Here is a 15,174-nt window from a genome sequence, read left to right on the forward strand (position 1 = left end):
CCCGTCCTTCCCCTTGAAGCCAGTTCCGATGCCGAAGCGGACGCCGCGGTGAGCCGCAGCGAGCGGCGCGACCAGCAGGTCGCGCGCATTCTCGACGCGGCCAAGACCTGTTTCGTCCGCTCCGGCTTCCAGGGCGCGTCGATGCAGCAGATCTGTTCGGAAGTCGGCATGAGCCCCGGCGCGCTCTATCGCTACTTCCCCTCCAAGGAAGCGATCATCGAGGCGATCACCGAGGCGGACCGGCGCCGCGATGCGGAGGTGTTTTCGCTCCTGACGCAGGGCGGGGACGTCGTCGACGGCTTCGTTGCCGCCGCAATGGCGCATATCCGCTACATGCACGACAGCGGCAACGCGCCGCTCTTTGCCGAGATCCGCGCCGAGTCGATGCGCAACGATTCGATCGACTTCGCCTGCAAGATGTCGATGAAGGACGTCGATGCGAGCTTCCGCTCCTTCCTGCAGGCGGGCATCGATCGCGGCGAGATCGACCCTTGCGCCGAACTCGGCACCATCCTGCCGGTCATGGTGGCCTTCGGCGAAGGCCTGGCGATCAACGATCTGCCGGCGCAGGGCGTGTCGCTCGACCGCCTCGAGACCGTCATCCGCGCCATCGCCATCGCCGTGCTGCGGCCGACCGGCCGCGCCGCGACCCTGCAATCCGAACCGCATGCCAAGCCGTAAGCTCTGCATACGCCAAACCGCAACGCCACCCCTCAGAGGCGCCCGATGAAGACAAGTCGCATCCTGGTCCTGACCACTCTCTTCCTCCTCGGCGGTGCTGCGGCCTTCGGCTACACGCAGACCGCCGAGACGGCAGCGCCGGCGCCCGCCGAGGCCGTCCGCACGCCGGCCCCGCCCGCCATCCGGGTGGTGGCGGCGGAGCGGCGTGAACTCGTCGAGCAACTCGTCGTCACCGGAAGCATCGTGCCCCGGCAGGAAGCCGCCGTCGGCATCGACCTCTCCGGCATGATCGTCCAGGAACTGCTCGCCGACGAAGGCGACGTCGTGAAGAAGGGCGCCGTGCTTGCGGTGCTCGACCGGTCGATGCTGGACACGCAGCTCGCTCAGGCCGAAGCCAACCGCGCCCAGGCCGAGGCGAGCATCGCGCAGGTGGCCGCCCAGATCACCGACGCCGAGATCGGCGTCCGCCAGGCTTCCGAATCGCTGGAACGGGCGCGCGAGCTGCAAAAGAAGGGCATCGCCGCCCAGTCGCAGCTCGACAATGCGGTGAACGCCTATGACAGCGCGGTGGCCAAGCTCGAATCCGCCCGCAAGGCGCTCGCGGCGTCGACGGCGCAGCTGGGCGTGATCGACGCGCAGAAGCGCAATGTCGAGCTGCAGATCGAAAAGACGGAGGTCAGGTCGCCCGCCGACGGACTGATCCTCGACCGCAACGCCACGCTCGGCGGCATCGTCGGTGCCAGCGGCGGCGCCCTGTTCCGCATCGCCATCGATGGCGATCTGGAGCTTTCCGCCAGCGTCGCCGAGACCTCGCTCGGGCGGCTGAAGGCCGGCATGCCGGTCGAGGTCAGCGTGGCCGGAGCCGCGGCGCCGACCAGGGGCCAGGTGCGCATGATCGAGCCCGAGGTCAACCAGACTTCGCGGATGGGCATCGTCCGCATCGCGCTGGACGAGGGCGAGGCGGTCCGCGTCGGCAACTTCGCCCGCGGCGCCATCGAGACGATGCGCCGCGACGGCGTCGCCGTCCCCTCCGCCGCGCTGATCTACCGGGGCACCGACGGGTACCTCCAGAAGGTGGCGGAGGGCAGGGTCTCGACCGTGCCGGTCGAGATCGGCGTCCGCTCGGAGGGCTTCGTGGAAGTCGTCGACGGCATTGCGGCAGGCGACGAGGTGGTCTCGCGCGCCGGCACCTTCGTGGCCGACGGCGACATGGTCACGCCGGTGCGTGAAGAAGACACGGGAGCGGTCACCCGATGAACTGGAACTTTTCCGCCTGGTCGATCCGCAACCCGGTTCCGTCCGTCCTCCTCTTCATCGTGCTGACCGCGCTGGGGCTCTACAGCTTCGCCAGCCTGCCGATCACGCGTTTCCCAAACATCGACATCCCGCTCGTCTCGGTGGTGGTGAAGGATCCGGGCGTCGCGCCGAGCGAGCTCGAGACCCAGGTCACCAAGCGGGTCGAGGATGCCGTGGCCAACGTCACGGGTGTCAAGAACGTCGTCTCGACGATCACCGAAGGCAATTCGCAGACGGTGATCGAGTTCCGGCTCGAGGTCGAGACCCAGACCGCCGTCCAGGACATCAAGGACGCGGTCGAGCGCATCAGGGCCAACCTGCCTGCCACCGCCGACGATCCGGTCGTCAACCGCGTCGACGTCGAGGGGCAGGCCATCCTGACCTATGCGGTGCAGGCGCCGGCGATGACGCTGGAGGAACTGTCCTGGTTCGTCGACGACGTCGTCATCCGCAAGCTGCAGGGCCTGAAGGGCGTCGCCCGCGTCGACCGCAACGGCGGCGTGACGCGCGAGATCAAGGTCGAGATCGATCCTGATCGGCTGCGGGCGCTCGGCGCCTCGGCGGGCGACGTCAACCGGGCGCTGCGGGCCGCCAATGTCGACCTGACCGGCGGCAATGGCGAGTTCGGCGGCCGCGACCAGACCATCCGGACGCTGGGCAGCACGCGCAGCATCGAGGGCCTGCGCAGCCTGGAAATCCCGCTTTCGGGCGGGCGCCGCGTGATCCTGTCGGACATCGCCACGGTGACGGATTCCTGGGCAAAGCCCAAGTCCTTTGCCCGGCTGAACAACCAGACGGTCGTTTCCTTCGGCATCTTCCGCGGCAAGGGCGAGAGCGACGTCGAGGTCAACGAGCGCGCCACGGCGGCGATCGCGGAACTGCGCCAGCAGAATCCGGACGTCTCGATCGAGAAGGTCGACGATTCCGTCACCTTCACCGAGGGCAACTACGATTCGGCGATGGAAACGCTGGTCGAAGGCGCCGTCCTCGCGGTCATCGTGGTGTTCCTCTTCCTGCGCGATTTCCGCGCGACGCTGGTGGCGGCCTCCGCCCTGCCGCTCTCCGCCATCCCCACCTTCTGGGCGCTCGACCTGATGGGCTTCTCGCTCAACCTGGTCAGCCTGCTCGGCATCACGCTGGTGGTGGGCATCCTGGTCGACGACGCCATCGTCGAGATCGAGAACATCGTCCGCCACATCAAGCTCGGCAAGTCGCCCTACCGCGCCTCGCTGGAGGCGGCCGACGAGATCGGCCTCGCCGTCATCGCGATCTCGGCGACGATCATGGCCGTCTTCGCGCCGGTCTCCTTCATGGGCGGCGTGGCCGGCCAGTACTTCAAGCAGTTCGGCCTGACGGTCGCGGTGGCGGTGTTCTTCTCGCTGCTGGTCGCGCGCCTCATCACCCCCATGCTCGCCGCCTATTTCCTGCGCGGCCACGGCCATGAGGAGCCGAAGCCGGGCGCCATCATGCGTGGCTATCTCGGCTTCCTGGCGACCTCGCTGCGCTTCCGCTGGCTGACCATGCTGGCAGGCGTCGCCTTCTTCGCCGGCTCGATGTATGCGATCGGCCTCCTGCCGTCGGGCTTCATCCCCAAGGAGGACGCGAGCCGCATCGTGTTCTCGCTGGAGCTTCCGCCCGGCACCCTGCTGGAGGACACGCGCCAGACCACGGACCGCGTCACCGACGTCATGCTCGAACTGCCCGAGGTCGAGAACGTCTACGTGATCGGCGGGTCGAGCCCGACCGGCACGCTGGAACCGCGCCGCGCGACGGTGATCGCCGATCTGGTCCACAAGTCGGAGCGCGACATCAAGCAGGAGCAGATCGAGGAGATCCTGCTGACGAAGCTCGAGGTCGTGCCGGACCTGCGCGTCTACTTCGTCAACGATCGCGGCCAGCGCGCGCTGGAGTTCGGCGTCATGGGCACCGATGGCCCGCTGCTCGACCAGACGGCGCGCGAGATCCAGACGGCAATGGCGCAGACCGGCAAGTACCGGGCGATCACCTCGAACGCCGCGCTCGACCGGCCGGAGGTCATCGTCAGGCCCGATCTCGACCGCCTGTCGGAACTCGGCATCTCGACGGCGACGCTGGCCGAGACCCTGCGCATCGCCACCATCGGCGATGTCGACGCCAACCTGGCGAAATACACGGTCGGCGACCGGCAGATCCCGATCCGCGTCCAGATCGACGAGGCCTCCCGCGAGGATCTCTCGGTGGTCAGCGCGCTGCCGGTGCAGACGGCAACCGGGGTGACCGTGCCGCTGTCGTCGGTCGCCGAGATCAGCTACGGCCAGGGACCGTCGTCGATCCAGCGCTTCAACCGCGAGCGCCGCGTCGTCATCGGCGCGGACATGGCGCCGGGCTACGAGATCGGCGAGGGGCTGGCGCTCGTCAACGCGCTGCCGCTGGTGCAGAACCTGCCGGCCGGCGTGCGGGTCCAGGAGACCGGCGATGCCGAGATCATGGGCGAGGTCTTTTCCGGCTTCGCGCTGGCGATGATCACCGGCCTGATGCTGGTGCTGGTGGTGCTGATCCTGCTGTTCGGCTCGATCTTCCACTCGATCACGATCCTCGGATCGCTGCCGCTGTCGATCGGCGGCGTCGTGGCGGGGCTCTGGCTGACCAATGCCGCGGTCTCCATGCCCGTGGTCATCGGCATCCTGATGCTGATGGGCATCGTCACCAAGAACGCGATCATGCTCGTCGACTTCGCCATCGAGGAGGTGCGCCACGGCGTGCCGCGCGGCGAGGCCATCGTCGATGCCTGCCGCAAGCGGGCCCGGCCGATCATCATGACGACCATCGCCATGTCGGCGGGCATGATCCCGGCCGCGCTGGCGCTCGGCGACGGTGGCGAGTTCCGCGCGCCGATGGCGGTGGCGGTGATCGGCGGCCTCCTGGTGTCGACCGTCTTGTCGCTGGTCTTCATCCCGTCGATGTACACGATCATGGACGACGCCTCGATCTTCACCGGCAAGGTGGCGCGGTGGGTGCTGCGGCCGAACGAGCGCGACGAGGCGGACGAGGCCCAGCCGGTTCATGCGGCGGCCGAACGGCCAGACACAGACCGGCCGGCGACCTCGCCCATGCCGCTCGCGGCCGAGTAGGGGCTCAGGCGGGCTGAAGGTCCGGCGCGGTCTCTTCGACGACCGACCGGATGGCGGCGCCGACCTCGCGAACTGTCAGGTCCAGGTGGGAGACGCCGTCCCACCTGGACCTTTCGTCGAGATAGCCGCCCCGGCCGGAGTGCTCGAGTGGCCCGATCTCCCGCTCGACCAGCCTCTGCGCGCGCAGCGCCCGGTTCCAGTGCGAGGATGCAAAGACCGGCCAGCGGCCCGGGAAGGCGAACCGGGCCAGCCGGTAGACGAAGTCGCGCGATCCGTAGAGCGAGATCAGGCGGCCGGTTTCCGTGACACCACGGTCGGAGGCCATGACGCCGCCGAAGGCCACGACCGACACCGGCGCCCCGGTGGCGGCGCCGAGATAGGGCGCGGCGCTGACCGCGATCTGGCCTCCGCCACTGGATCCCAGAAGGATGATCGGCCCGCCGCCATCCGCGGCGTAGCCGTTGGCGATCAGCCGGTCGAGGATGACGCGCGACAGGCCGTAGCCATAGATCGGGCCGTAGCGGTTGTCGGCCGCCACCAGCACCTGGAAGATGTTGCGCATGTGCAGGATCGGCGGCAGCAGGTAGGTCTGCCCGCCGTGCCAGCGCCGCGCGGTGCGCCAGAGCCAGCGGAAGACGCGCTGCCCGGTGAACAGCGGCAGGCCCGACGGCGCGTAGGGGAAGATGTCGTGCACGATCGCCAGCCGCGGCAGCGCGGCCCGCAGGCGCGCGAGGAAGGCCTCGTCCGAGGGGATCTGCTCCTCGCCGGAGATCGACCCGATGCCCGACAGGAACACGACATGGGCGCGCGGTACCGCCGGCGGGGCGGAGCGCTCCGGCTCGACCGGCCCGTCGGCCGCCGGCGGCCGTTCGGTCTCCTCGCCGGGGCCGAGCCAGCCCGCCCACCAGCCGAGCGTCTCGAAGGGCGCCATGATCATCGACACCACGAAGATCAGGACGCCGAGCAGGACGACGTGGTCGAGGACCCCGATCATTCGCGCGGCCTCTTGCCGACGGTGAGCTTTCTGGCCTGCCCCTTCAGGTGTTCGGCGAGGTTCTGCGACGTGACCGTGAGCGAACCGCCGGCAACCGCATGGCGCAGGCGTTCGATCGCCCTGCCGAGCGGGCGGCCGAACAGCAGCGACATCAGCCGGATCGCGGCCCAGCCGAGAAGGGCCGCCATCGCGGCGATGCCGACGGGAATGCCGATCCCGTGATACAGGCCAAACAGGATCAGCCCGAAGACGAGGACGTCGAGCAGACGGCTGAGCGCCTCGCCGAAATAGGGCGCGAGCGTCAGGATGCCGAACAGGCGAGGCGCCTGCGCGAGCGCGATGATGCCGATGACCGGTCCGTAGGCGATCTCGCGCCGGAAGGCGTAGTCGACGGCAAGCGTCGTGGTGACGGCAGTGACGACCGCGCTGGCGAGGTAGATCGAGGCCATCAGGACAAGGCTGAGCGCGAAGCGGGCGAGCGGCACCCGGTTGAGAAACAGCACGAGCCCGTGCCCTGCCGCCTGGGAGACGCCGGCGAGAAAGGCCAGCAGCAGCGCGAGATCGCGCCCGGCGGGCGTCGCAGCGGCACGGAAGGCGGCCGGGTCAAAGGCGATCGCCGACAGGCCGAGCGACAGCGCGCCGGCAAGCGGGGCGACGAGCTCCCGGTTCAGGACGAGCAGCCAGCCGGCCGCGCTGTCGATCATGATGGGGTCGCCTCCGGGAACGTCTCGAGCGGCCAGGTCGTCCGTCGGTCGGCTGGCGTCGGCCTCATGTGCCGGTAACCCTCCGCGCCGCGACAGGCAAAGGATAGTGTCGGCCGGGGGCATCGGCAATGCCGATAGCCCGCGGTGCCTGGCAGGCCGGCGGCAGGTTCGGGTCGCTCAGACGGGATGCCGCACCGCCGCGGCGGCGCGGCGGCGCCGGCCGGACTGCAACTGCCAGATCGAGTGGCCGACCAGCGTGACGATCAGGATCGAGCCGCCGATCATCGACGCCCGCGACGGCACCTCCGTGAAGATCAGCCAGACCCAGACGGGCGCCAGCACGGTTTCCAGCAGGTAGAACATCGCCACCTCGGGGCCGGAGATGTAGCGCGGTCCGGTGGCGAGGCAGAAGAAGGCGATCGGCATGACCACCGCGCCGTTGAACAGGATCCACCAGGGTGCCTCGACGGCGTAGCCGACCTGCCCGACCATGGCCAGGGCGACGAGGAACGGCGCCACGACCGCGATGAGCGCGGTAAAACCCATCTCGGCGCCGGACGCGCGCGTGATGGTGATCGCGCAGGCGATGAAGAAGGCCGACGACAGCGCCATCAGGTCGCCGAATAAATTGCCGCTGGAGATGCCGTCGCCGACGATGACCAGCACGCCGACCATCATCAGCGCCATGGCGATCAGCGTCGCCGGCCGCGGCCGCTCCTTGAGGAAGATCCAGGACAGCAGCGCGGCGAACATGGTGTTGAACGCCAGGATGAAGACGAGATTGGCCGTCGAGGTGTTGTAGACCGCCGTCATGAAGGTCAGCGTCGAGATCGCGTAGAGACCGGCGACCGCGAGGCCGACACGCCCGGGCACCAGCGCCGGCGGCCTGCCGCCGAGAAGCCGCCACAGCGTCCAGATGACGAGCGTGGCCGCGACCGTCGCGCCGCAGCGCAGGAGCAGGATCGACCACGGTTCGCCGTCGGCAAGCCGGATCAGCGGAATGTCCACCGTCAGCGCCATGCCGCCGATCGCGGTGATGACGAGGCCCTTGGTGTGATCGCTTGCAGGTGCGGACATGCGGTCGTTCCGTCATGATGGAGGCTGACGGAGGGCGGCAGCCTCACCGGGCCGGGCTTGTTCCGCGGGGAAGGGTTTCGAACGGGCGGTCAATCTAGGCGAGGATCTGCGCTCCCGACAGCGCTTCGTCAACGGCAAGGACTGGTCCAGCGATCAGCCGCGGGCGTCGTCATATCGCTCCCAGCCGCGCGGGCCGAGATGTTCCTGCGGACCGAAGCGGATCTTGTAGGCCATCTTGCGGGAGCCCGCGACCCAGTAGCCGAGATAGACGTGCGGCAGCCCGGCCGATCGCGCGCGGGCGATGTGGTCGAGGATGAGGAAGGAGCCGAGCGAGCGATCCTCCTGGTCGGGAACGTAGAAGGAATAGACCATCGAGAGCCCGTCTGCCATCCGGTCGGTCAGCGCGACCGCGATCAGTTCGCCTTCGCCGCGGCCGGTGATGAAGGAATCGGGGCCGCGGCGGCGGTACTCGATGATCTTGGTGTCGACATGGGTGTCTTCCACCATCATCGCATAGTCCAGCACCGTCATGTCCGACATCCCGCCCTTGCGGTGGCGGGCGTCGAGATAGGTGCGGAAGAGCGAATATTGCTCGGTGGTGGGTTCGGCGTCGTGGACGGCGCCGACGAGATCGGCATTGCGGCGCAGCACCCGCTTCATGTTCTTCGACGGTTCGAACTCGTTGGCGAGGATGCGTACCGACACGCAGCCGCGGCAGGTCTCGCAGGCCGGGCGGTAGGCGATGTTCTGCGACCGGCGGAAGCCCCCCTGCGTCAGGAGATCGTTCATCTCCGGCGCCTTGTCCCCGACGAGATGGGTGAACACCTTCCGCTCGAACTGCCCGTCGATATAGGGGCAGGGGGAGGGGGCCGTCAGGAAGAACTGCGGCGACTGTGTCGGGTGATGCGTCATCGATCGCGGACTCTAGGGCTATCCCGCAAAATCGTCCGCGCGGGGCGAAAGGTCAACAGGGTGAGGCGCCGGGTCGTCGAGAAATGACGCCGGCCCAGCGCCGGGGCGGTGCGGCGGCGCTGCTTCAGAAGTCGTCGCGGGTCACGACCGTGCCGAGCAGCAGGTCGTGCAGGGTCCGCTTGCGGTCGATGAACAGGGGCGCGATCAGGACCAGCGGCGTCAGCAGCACGTTGCCGGCCCAGAACAGGACCGTGTGGACGACCGCGAGCATCCCCTCCACGGGCCGGCCGTCGAGCCGGTCCAGCCGGATGCCCATCATGCGCATGCCAACCGTGGCCTGCCTGTCGCCGCCGAGCGTGTTCCAGACGTAGATCAGCGCGACGAGCGGGCCGAGGACGCCGTAGAGCGCCCAGCCCAGCCCGAGCGTGATGACGCCGAGCACCGCGACCAGCACGGCGAAGGGAATGCACAGCAGGCCGATGATCAGATAGTCGAGCAGGAACGCGAAGACGCGGCGCGTGCGCACGCCATCATAGGCGCGCCAGTCGTCGAGCCGCGTCTGGATGATTTCGCCGTCGAGAATGCGTTCCGTCATGATCCTTGCCCTTGCCGCGTGGCGGTCGCTACGTGGCAGAGATGGGGATGTCCGCCCCAAATGCAAGATTGGCGTCTTCGGGGCCGGTCCGTCGTCAGCGGGCGAGCCGCTGGCGAAGCGCGTCAAGGTCCTGCTTGAGACGCGTCCCCGTCTCGACGTCGAGACCCGACGCTTCGAAGATGCAGGCCGGGACGCCGGCGGCCTTCCCGCGCAGTGTGCGGCCGGCTTCGGTGAGGCCGATCCGCACCTGGCGCTCGTCCTGCCGGTCGCGCGACCGCGTCACCAGCCCCATCCCCTCGAGCCGCTTGAGGAGCGGCGTCAGGGTGCTCGATTCGAGGAACAGCCGCTCGCCGATCGCGCCGACGGTGACGTCGTCCTTCTCCCAGAGCACCGCCATGACGAGATATTGCGGGTAGGTCAGACCGATCGCGTCGAGCAGCGGCTTGTAGACGCGGTTGAACGCATGGTTGGCCGCGTAGATGGAAAAGCAGAGGAAATGGTCGAGCGCCAGCGACGGGGTCGGATCGTCTTGCGTCATGGGCGGGGCTCGCATGGTCGGTTTAATATATCGTGCGCGATCATATCGCAGTTTCGCTCCCGCGGCGACCCCTGCCGGGCCTCGCTTGTTCCGATGCGAAAGAACCGCTTCTCCTCCTGTTGAGTTCTTCCCGTCATTGACGCAGGGTTATGTGCGTTGCAGCATGTGCAGTGCGGCATCCTGCACGGGGAATCTGGGGAGACGGGGATGCATGACTACGACATGATGGTGATCGGCAGCGGCCCCTCGGGACGCCGCGCCGCGGTCCAGTCTGCCAAGCTCGGCAAGTCGGTCCTGGTCGTCGATCGCGGCAGGCGCCTCGGCGGCGTGTCGGTGCACACCGGAACCATCCCGTCCAAGACGATCCGCGAAACCGTGCTGAACTTGTCGGGCTTCCGCGAGCGCGGCTTCTACGGTCAGGGCTACCGCGTCAAGCAGGAGATCGGCATGGCCGATCTGGTCTCGCGGCTGCACAAGACGCTGGACCACGAAGTGGAGGTGCTGCAGCACCAGTTCATGCGCAATACGGTCCGCAGCCTGCATGCCACCGCCAGCTTCACCGGACCGAACCGGGTGCGGCTCGTCACCGAGAGGGGAGAGCAGAGCGAGGTCGGCTTTGCCAATGCGCTGATCGCGGTCGGCACCCGGCCTTACCGGCCGGACACCATTCCCTTCGACGGCAGGCACATCCTGGATTCCGACGAGATCCTCGACCTTCCGCATCTGCCCCGTTCGCTGACCGTGATCGGCGGCGGCGTGATCGGCGTCGAATACGCCACCATTTTCTCGGCCCTCGACGTGCCGGTGACGCTCGTCGAAAGCCGGCCGACCATCCTCGACTTCGTCGACCGCGAGATCGCGGAGGATTTCGTCCACCAGATGCGCGACCGCGGCATGACCGTCCGGCTCGGCTGCGGGGTGGCCGGGATCGCCGCCGGCAGCGGGCATGTCGAGGTCAGGCTCGCCGACGGGCGGCTTATCCGCTCCGAGGTCGTGCTCTATGCGGCCGGCCGCACCGGCAACGTCGGCGACCTCGGTCTCGACGTCGTCGGCATCGAGGCGGATCCGCGCGGCCGCATCAGGGTCGACCCCGTCACCTTCCAGACCGCCGTGCCCAACATCTATGCCGCCGGCGACGTCATCGGCTTCCCGAGCCTCGCCTCCACCTCGATGGAGCAGGGCCGCGTCGCGGCCTGCCATGCCTTCGGCATGCCGCTGCCGCCGCCGCCCGAGACGTTTCCGTACGGCATCTACGCCGTTCCCGAGATTTCCACGGTCGGCCAGTCGGAGGAGGAGGTGCGCAAGAGCGGCGTTCCGTATGAATGCGGCATCGCGCGCTTCCGCGAGACGTCGCGCGGCCACATCATGGGCGTCAACACCGGCTTCCTGAAGCTGATCTTCTCGCTCGAGACGCGTCGGCTGCTCGGCGCTCACATCGTCGGCGAGGGCGCCACGGAGCTGATCCACATCGGCCAGGCGGTGATCAACCTGAAGGGCACCGTCGACTTCTTCGTAGAGAACACCTTCAACTATCCGACGCTGGCCGAGGCCTACAAGATCGCCGGGCTGGACGCCTGGAACCGGATGGGCGCGCCGGTGCGCCTTCAGACGGCCTGACCGGCCAACCGCCTTCGGCGAACTCAGCCGAGAGGCTCCGTCTGCGGATGGTCCTTGATCGCCATCGCCGCGCTGGTGTAGCCGCCGGCCGCGCCGTCGATGAAATGGACGTGGTTGTCGCTCGTGACCGACGGCACGATGCAGGTCATGATCGCCGCATCCTGCTCGAACAGCCCGTAGGAGACGATTCCGGCGGCGGAGGCTTCCTGCAGCACCGCCTCGATCCGGGTGCGGGTTCGGGGGTCGCAGTCGATCGTCATCTTCAGCCCGTCGTCGAACTTGCGGAAATCCGCATTGTCGCGCGTCACCTTGATGTAGTGCGTCGGGTCGAAGACGCCGGTCTTCATCCTGGTGACGAAGAAGAAGTTCGCGATCAGCGTCGTGGCGAGCAGTTCGATCTTGCGCCGCAGCAGCGACCCCTTGCCGCGGGAGGCATGCGCTTCGATGGCGATGCCGTCATTCGGCCAGGTGACGCTCGGACCCTCCGGCGGAACCGGGTGACCGCCGCCCGCCAGTTCGCGCGTCATGGCGACGACCCGGTGAGACACGGCCGCGACGGCGGCCGGTGCGGCGCCGGGCCTGGGGAGGACGAGAATCGACAGGATCGAACCGTTGCGGGCCTTCATGGGTGTCCAGCGGCAGGACAGGCCGGCAAGGTCGGGCACCGCGCCTTCAGGCGCCGGTTCGATCCGGTAGCGCCCGGCCTTCATCTGCCGTTCGGCCCAGGCCAGGCCACCGCCCGCAAACATCGCGTAGTCGATTGTCGGCGAGGGACGGTAGCGCGCCACCGAGACGTCGAAACCGGCGGCGCGGATGTCTGCCACCGGGACGATCGCCCCGCGCATCTCGAAGCCGAAGGACTGGTCGGCCCAGCGCAGCACCCGCGCAAGCGCGTCCTGCGCGCGGTCCAGATGACTGGGCGGAAACGCGAAGCCCGCGCCGTCGCCGCCGAAGACGAACGGGAAGGTCATGCCGCCGGCCGCATTCATCTGGGCGGAAACGACGGCCGCGCCGACCGTGTTGACGGTCTTGTAGCGCCCCGCCGCGATGTGCGCCGTCGACCCGACGATGTCGGCGGATCCGACATACCAGTCGTCCGGCAACGGAACATAGGCGCCGGCGTCGGCCAGCCGGTCGAATTCGCTCTCCGGCTTCAGGCGCGCATAGAAGTCGTCGGGCAGCGGGTTCGCCATGGCCTGTTCTCCTCCGGGTCCCTGCCGCGGATCACCGCATGTCCGGCACTGCGCCCTGCAGGCAGATGCCCATCGCGAGGACCCGTTTCAAGCCCCGCCGCGACGGCCCACCTGCAAGCTACGAAAGCGCGCGGCACGGGGTTTCACCGCGGCGCCAGGCGCATGCGCAGCGCAACCCCGTTCAGCCCGCCAGGGCCTGCCCGATCGCACGGAAGAGGCCGATCGTCTCGGCCTCGCGGTAGGAGCTCTCGTCGTTGGTCGTGCCGTAGCGGTGGTTGGCCGACAGCTTGGCGATGACGAGGTCGCGCCGCGGGTCGACATAGACGAACTGGTTGTAGACGCCGATCGCCGAATACTCTCCGTCGTCGCCAGGCAGCCACCACTGATAGCCGTAGTTGAAGATCGTGCCGGCGAGCCCGCCGGCGCCCGCCTTCAGGTGCGGTGCGTCGGCGGTGACCGAATCGCGCACCCAGGCCTCCGGCACGATCTGCCGCCCGTTCCAGCGCCCGCCCAGCCGATAGAGCTCGCCGAGCTTGGCATAGTCGCGCGCGGTGGCGTTCAGCCCGCCGAAGGCCATCTCCATTCCGGCGGAATCGACGAGCCAGTGCGCATCGTCCTCCATGCCGAGCGGATGCCAGAGCTTCTCCTCGACATAGTCCCTTATGCTCCGGCCGGTGACGTTCTTCAGCAGCATGCCGAGCGCCTGGGTGTCGGTCGAGTTGTAGAGATTGTAGGTGCCGGGCTCGCGCGCACGCGTCAGGGTCGCGGTGAAGTCGTTGAACGAGCCGCCATGCGCGAAGACGGCGATGAAGCGGTTGATGTCCGAGTTCGGGTCGGAATAATCCTCGTTCCAGCGCGCGCCGGACGACATCTGCAGCACGTCCTTGATGCGCGCGCCGTCATAGGCGGAGCCCTTCAGTTCGGGCACGTGGTCGACGATCTGCTCCTCCACGGAGGCGAAGCGTCCCTCCGCCTGGGCGATGCCGAGGGCAGCCGACACGAAGCTCTTGGCGACCGACATCGACACCCAGGTGACACCCGGGCCGCCGGTCAGCCAGTAGTCCTCGAAACGGACCTGGCCACCGTGGATCACCATCAGCGCGACCGTATCCGTCTCCGCCAGGAAGGCGGCCGTGTCCCTGTCGGCATCGCCGAACCGGTAGGTCGCGGGCAGGCTTATCGCCGTCCCTTGCGGAAAGGGCTGCGGCTCCGGAGCCGCGGTCATCGTGGCGACCGGAAACAGCTCGTGCTGCCGGTCGAACCGGTCCTCCTGGCGCGCGCCCGAGAACAGGCTCTGCAGATACGCCACCCGATCGTTCATTCCCGTCTTCCCCTTCGAATGTCCCTGGCCGGCAGTCAGCCGCGCTTCTGCAGCAGTGCGGCAACCTCTGGCGCGAAATAGGTCAGGATGCCGTCGCATCCGGCGCGCTTGAAGGCGAGCAGCGTCTCCATCATCACCTTCTCGCCGTCGATCCAGCCGTTGGCAGCGGCGGCCTTGACCATCGAGTACTCGCCCGACACCTGGTAGGCGAAGGTGGGCAGGCCGAGCTCGTCCTTCAGCCGCCGGATGATGTCGAGATAGGGCAGTCCGGGCTTGACCATCAGCATGTCGGCGCCCTCGTCGACATCCTGCTCCGCCTCCCGCACGGCCTCCTCGGAATTGGCGTGGTCGATGTAATAGGTCTTCTTGTCGCCCTTCAGCAGGCCCGCCGTGCCGATCGCCTCGCGGTAGGGGCCGTAGAAGGCCGACGCGAACTTGGTGGCGTAGGACATGATCGCCACGTCGTGGAAGCCGGCATCGTCGAGCGCGTCGCGGATGGCGCCGATGCGCCCGTCCATCATGTCGGATGGCGCGATGATGTCGGCGCCGGCTGCCGCCTGCAGCACCGCCGCCTCGGCGATCTGCGCCACGGTCTCGTCGTTGACGATGATGCCGTCGCGCAGGATGCCGTCATGGCCGTGGCTGGTGAAGGGATCGAGCGCGGCGTCGGTGATGATGCCGATCTGCGGAACCGCCGCCTTGATGGCGCGCGACGCCCGGTTGAGAAGATTGTCGGGATTGAGGATTTCCGAGCCGGTCTGGTCGCGCAGCGAATGATCGACGTTAGGGAAGGTTGCGATCGCCGGCACGCCGAGCCGCGCGGCCTTCTCGACCTCCTGGACCGCGATGTCGATGGTCATGCGGAAGACGCCGGGCATGGCCTCGATCGGCTCGCGGCGGTTCTCGCCGTCGATCACGAAAATCGGCCAGATCAGGTCGTCGACGGTGAGCCGGTTCTCCTGCACCAGCCTGCGCGACCAGTCGGCCTTGCGCATGCGCCGCATCCGCCGCGAGCCGGTGATCTCGTCCACCGAGCGGGCCGCCGGACCGGCCCCGCGAAACATCCTGTTCATGACGCGTCCTCCGAAATTCACGGCGCCCCGCTCCAAGCGACGCCCTTCGATTGCCACACCACC

Annotated in this window: 13 protein-coding genes; 4 read left to right on the forward strand and 9 right to left on the reverse strand. The window is 68.2% G+C overall.

Annotated elements, in window-relative coordinates; translation table 11 throughout:
* The first annotated feature begins 48 nt into the window (after nt 1-48).
* From N1F91_RS22600 to N1F91_RS22610, 3 genes are read left to right on the forward strand one after another with little or no spacing between them, the layout of a single operon-like run.
* Complete coding sequence (locus N1F91_RS22600; protein WP_289995591.1) at nt 49-681, forward strand: TetR/AcrR family transcriptional regulator; 633 nt, start codon at nt 49-51, stop codon at nt 679-681.
* Between the two features lie 45 nt (nt 682-726).
* On the forward strand, nt 727-1,938 hold the full coding sequence (locus tag N1F91_RS22605; RefSeq protein ID WP_289995592.1) for an efflux RND transporter periplasmic adaptor subunit: 1,212 nt from the start codon (nt 727-729) through the stop codon (nt 1,936-1,938).
* Complete coding sequence (locus tag N1F91_RS22610; RefSeq protein ID WP_289995593.1) at nt 1,935-5,087, forward strand: efflux RND transporter permease subunit; 3,153 nt, start codon at nt 1,935-1,937, stop codon at nt 5,085-5,087. The genes N1F91_RS22605 and N1F91_RS22610 overlap by 4 nt, the downstream gene beginning before the upstream one ends.
* A gap of 4 nt (nt 5,088-5,091) precedes the next feature.
* Here N1F91_RS22610 and N1F91_RS22615 read toward each other — a convergent pair whose 3' ends face one another.
* From N1F91_RS22615 to N1F91_RS22640, 6 genes are all read right to left on the reverse strand, one after another.
* A complete protein-coding gene (locus N1F91_RS22615) occupies nt 5,092-6,081 on the reverse strand; it encodes a hypothetical protein (RefSeq protein WP_289995594.1) in 990 nt (329 codons plus the stop codon).
* Entirely contained in the window at nt 6,078-6,785 is a 708-nt protein-coding gene (locus N1F91_RS22620; RefSeq protein WP_289995595.1) for a hypothetical protein, read from the reverse strand. Before N1F91_RS22620 ends, N1F91_RS22615 begins: the two co-directional genes overlap by 4 nt.
* Before the next feature lie 177 nt (nt 6,786-6,962).
* The gene (locus N1F91_RS22625) at nt 6,963-7,862 is read right to left on the reverse strand and encodes a DMT family transporter (RefSeq protein ID WP_289995597.1); all 900 of its coding nucleotides are present in this window, start codon (nt 7,860-7,862) and stop codon (nt 6,963-6,965) included.
* Nucleotides 7,863-8,015: 153 nt separating this feature from the next.
* Nucleotides 8,016-8,774, reverse strand: coding sequence for an arginyltransferase (locus tag N1F91_RS22630; RefSeq protein ID WP_289995598.1), 759 nt, complete (start codon nt 8,772-8,774; stop codon nt 8,016-8,018).
* Between the two features lie 124 nt (nt 8,775-8,898).
* The gene (locus N1F91_RS22635) at nt 8,899-9,369 is read right to left on the reverse strand and encodes an RDD family protein (RefSeq protein ID WP_289995599.1); all 471 of its coding nucleotides are present in this window, start codon (nt 9,367-9,369) and stop codon (nt 8,899-8,901) included.
* A gap of 94 nt (nt 9,370-9,463) precedes the next feature.
* Entirely contained in the window at nt 9,464-9,907 is a 444-nt protein-coding gene (locus N1F91_RS22640; protein ID WP_289995600.1) for a MarR family transcriptional regulator, read from the reverse strand.
* Nucleotides 9,908-10,114: 207 nt separating this feature from the next.
* Between N1F91_RS22640 and sthA the strand changes: the two genes are divergently transcribed.
* On the forward strand, nt 10,115-11,524 hold the full coding sequence (sthA, locus tag N1F91_RS22645; protein WP_289995601.1) for a Si-specific NAD(P)(+) transhydrogenase: 1,410 nt from the start codon (nt 10,115-10,117) through the stop codon (nt 11,522-11,524).
* 23 nt (nt 11,525-11,547) lie between these two features.
* On the opposite strand, the gene N1F91_RS22650 is transcribed toward sthA, so the two are convergent.
* The 3 genes from N1F91_RS22650 to hemB form a co-directional block, all read right to left on the reverse strand.
* Complete coding sequence (locus N1F91_RS22650; RefSeq protein ID WP_289995603.1) at nt 11,548-12,717, reverse strand: DUF3095 domain-containing protein; 1,170 nt, start codon at nt 12,715-12,717, stop codon at nt 11,548-11,550.
* Between the two features lie 181 nt (nt 12,718-12,898).
* Entirely contained in the window at nt 12,899-14,038 is a 1,140-nt protein-coding gene (locus tag N1F91_RS22655) for a serine hydrolase (RefSeq protein WP_289995606.1), read from the reverse strand.
* Nucleotides 14,039-14,073: 35 nt separating this feature from the next.
* A complete protein-coding gene (hemB, locus tag N1F91_RS22660) occupies nt 14,074-15,111 on the reverse strand; it encodes a porphobilinogen synthase (RefSeq protein ID WP_289995608.1) in 1,038 nt (345 codons plus the stop codon).
* Nucleotides 15,112-15,174: the final 63 nt, after the last annotated feature.

The sequence above is a fragment of the Aquibium sp. ELW1220 genome (genome assembly GCF_030398385.1).
Taxonomy (GTDB): domain Bacteria; phylum Pseudomonadota; class Alphaproteobacteria; order Rhizobiales; family Rhizobiaceae; genus Aquibium.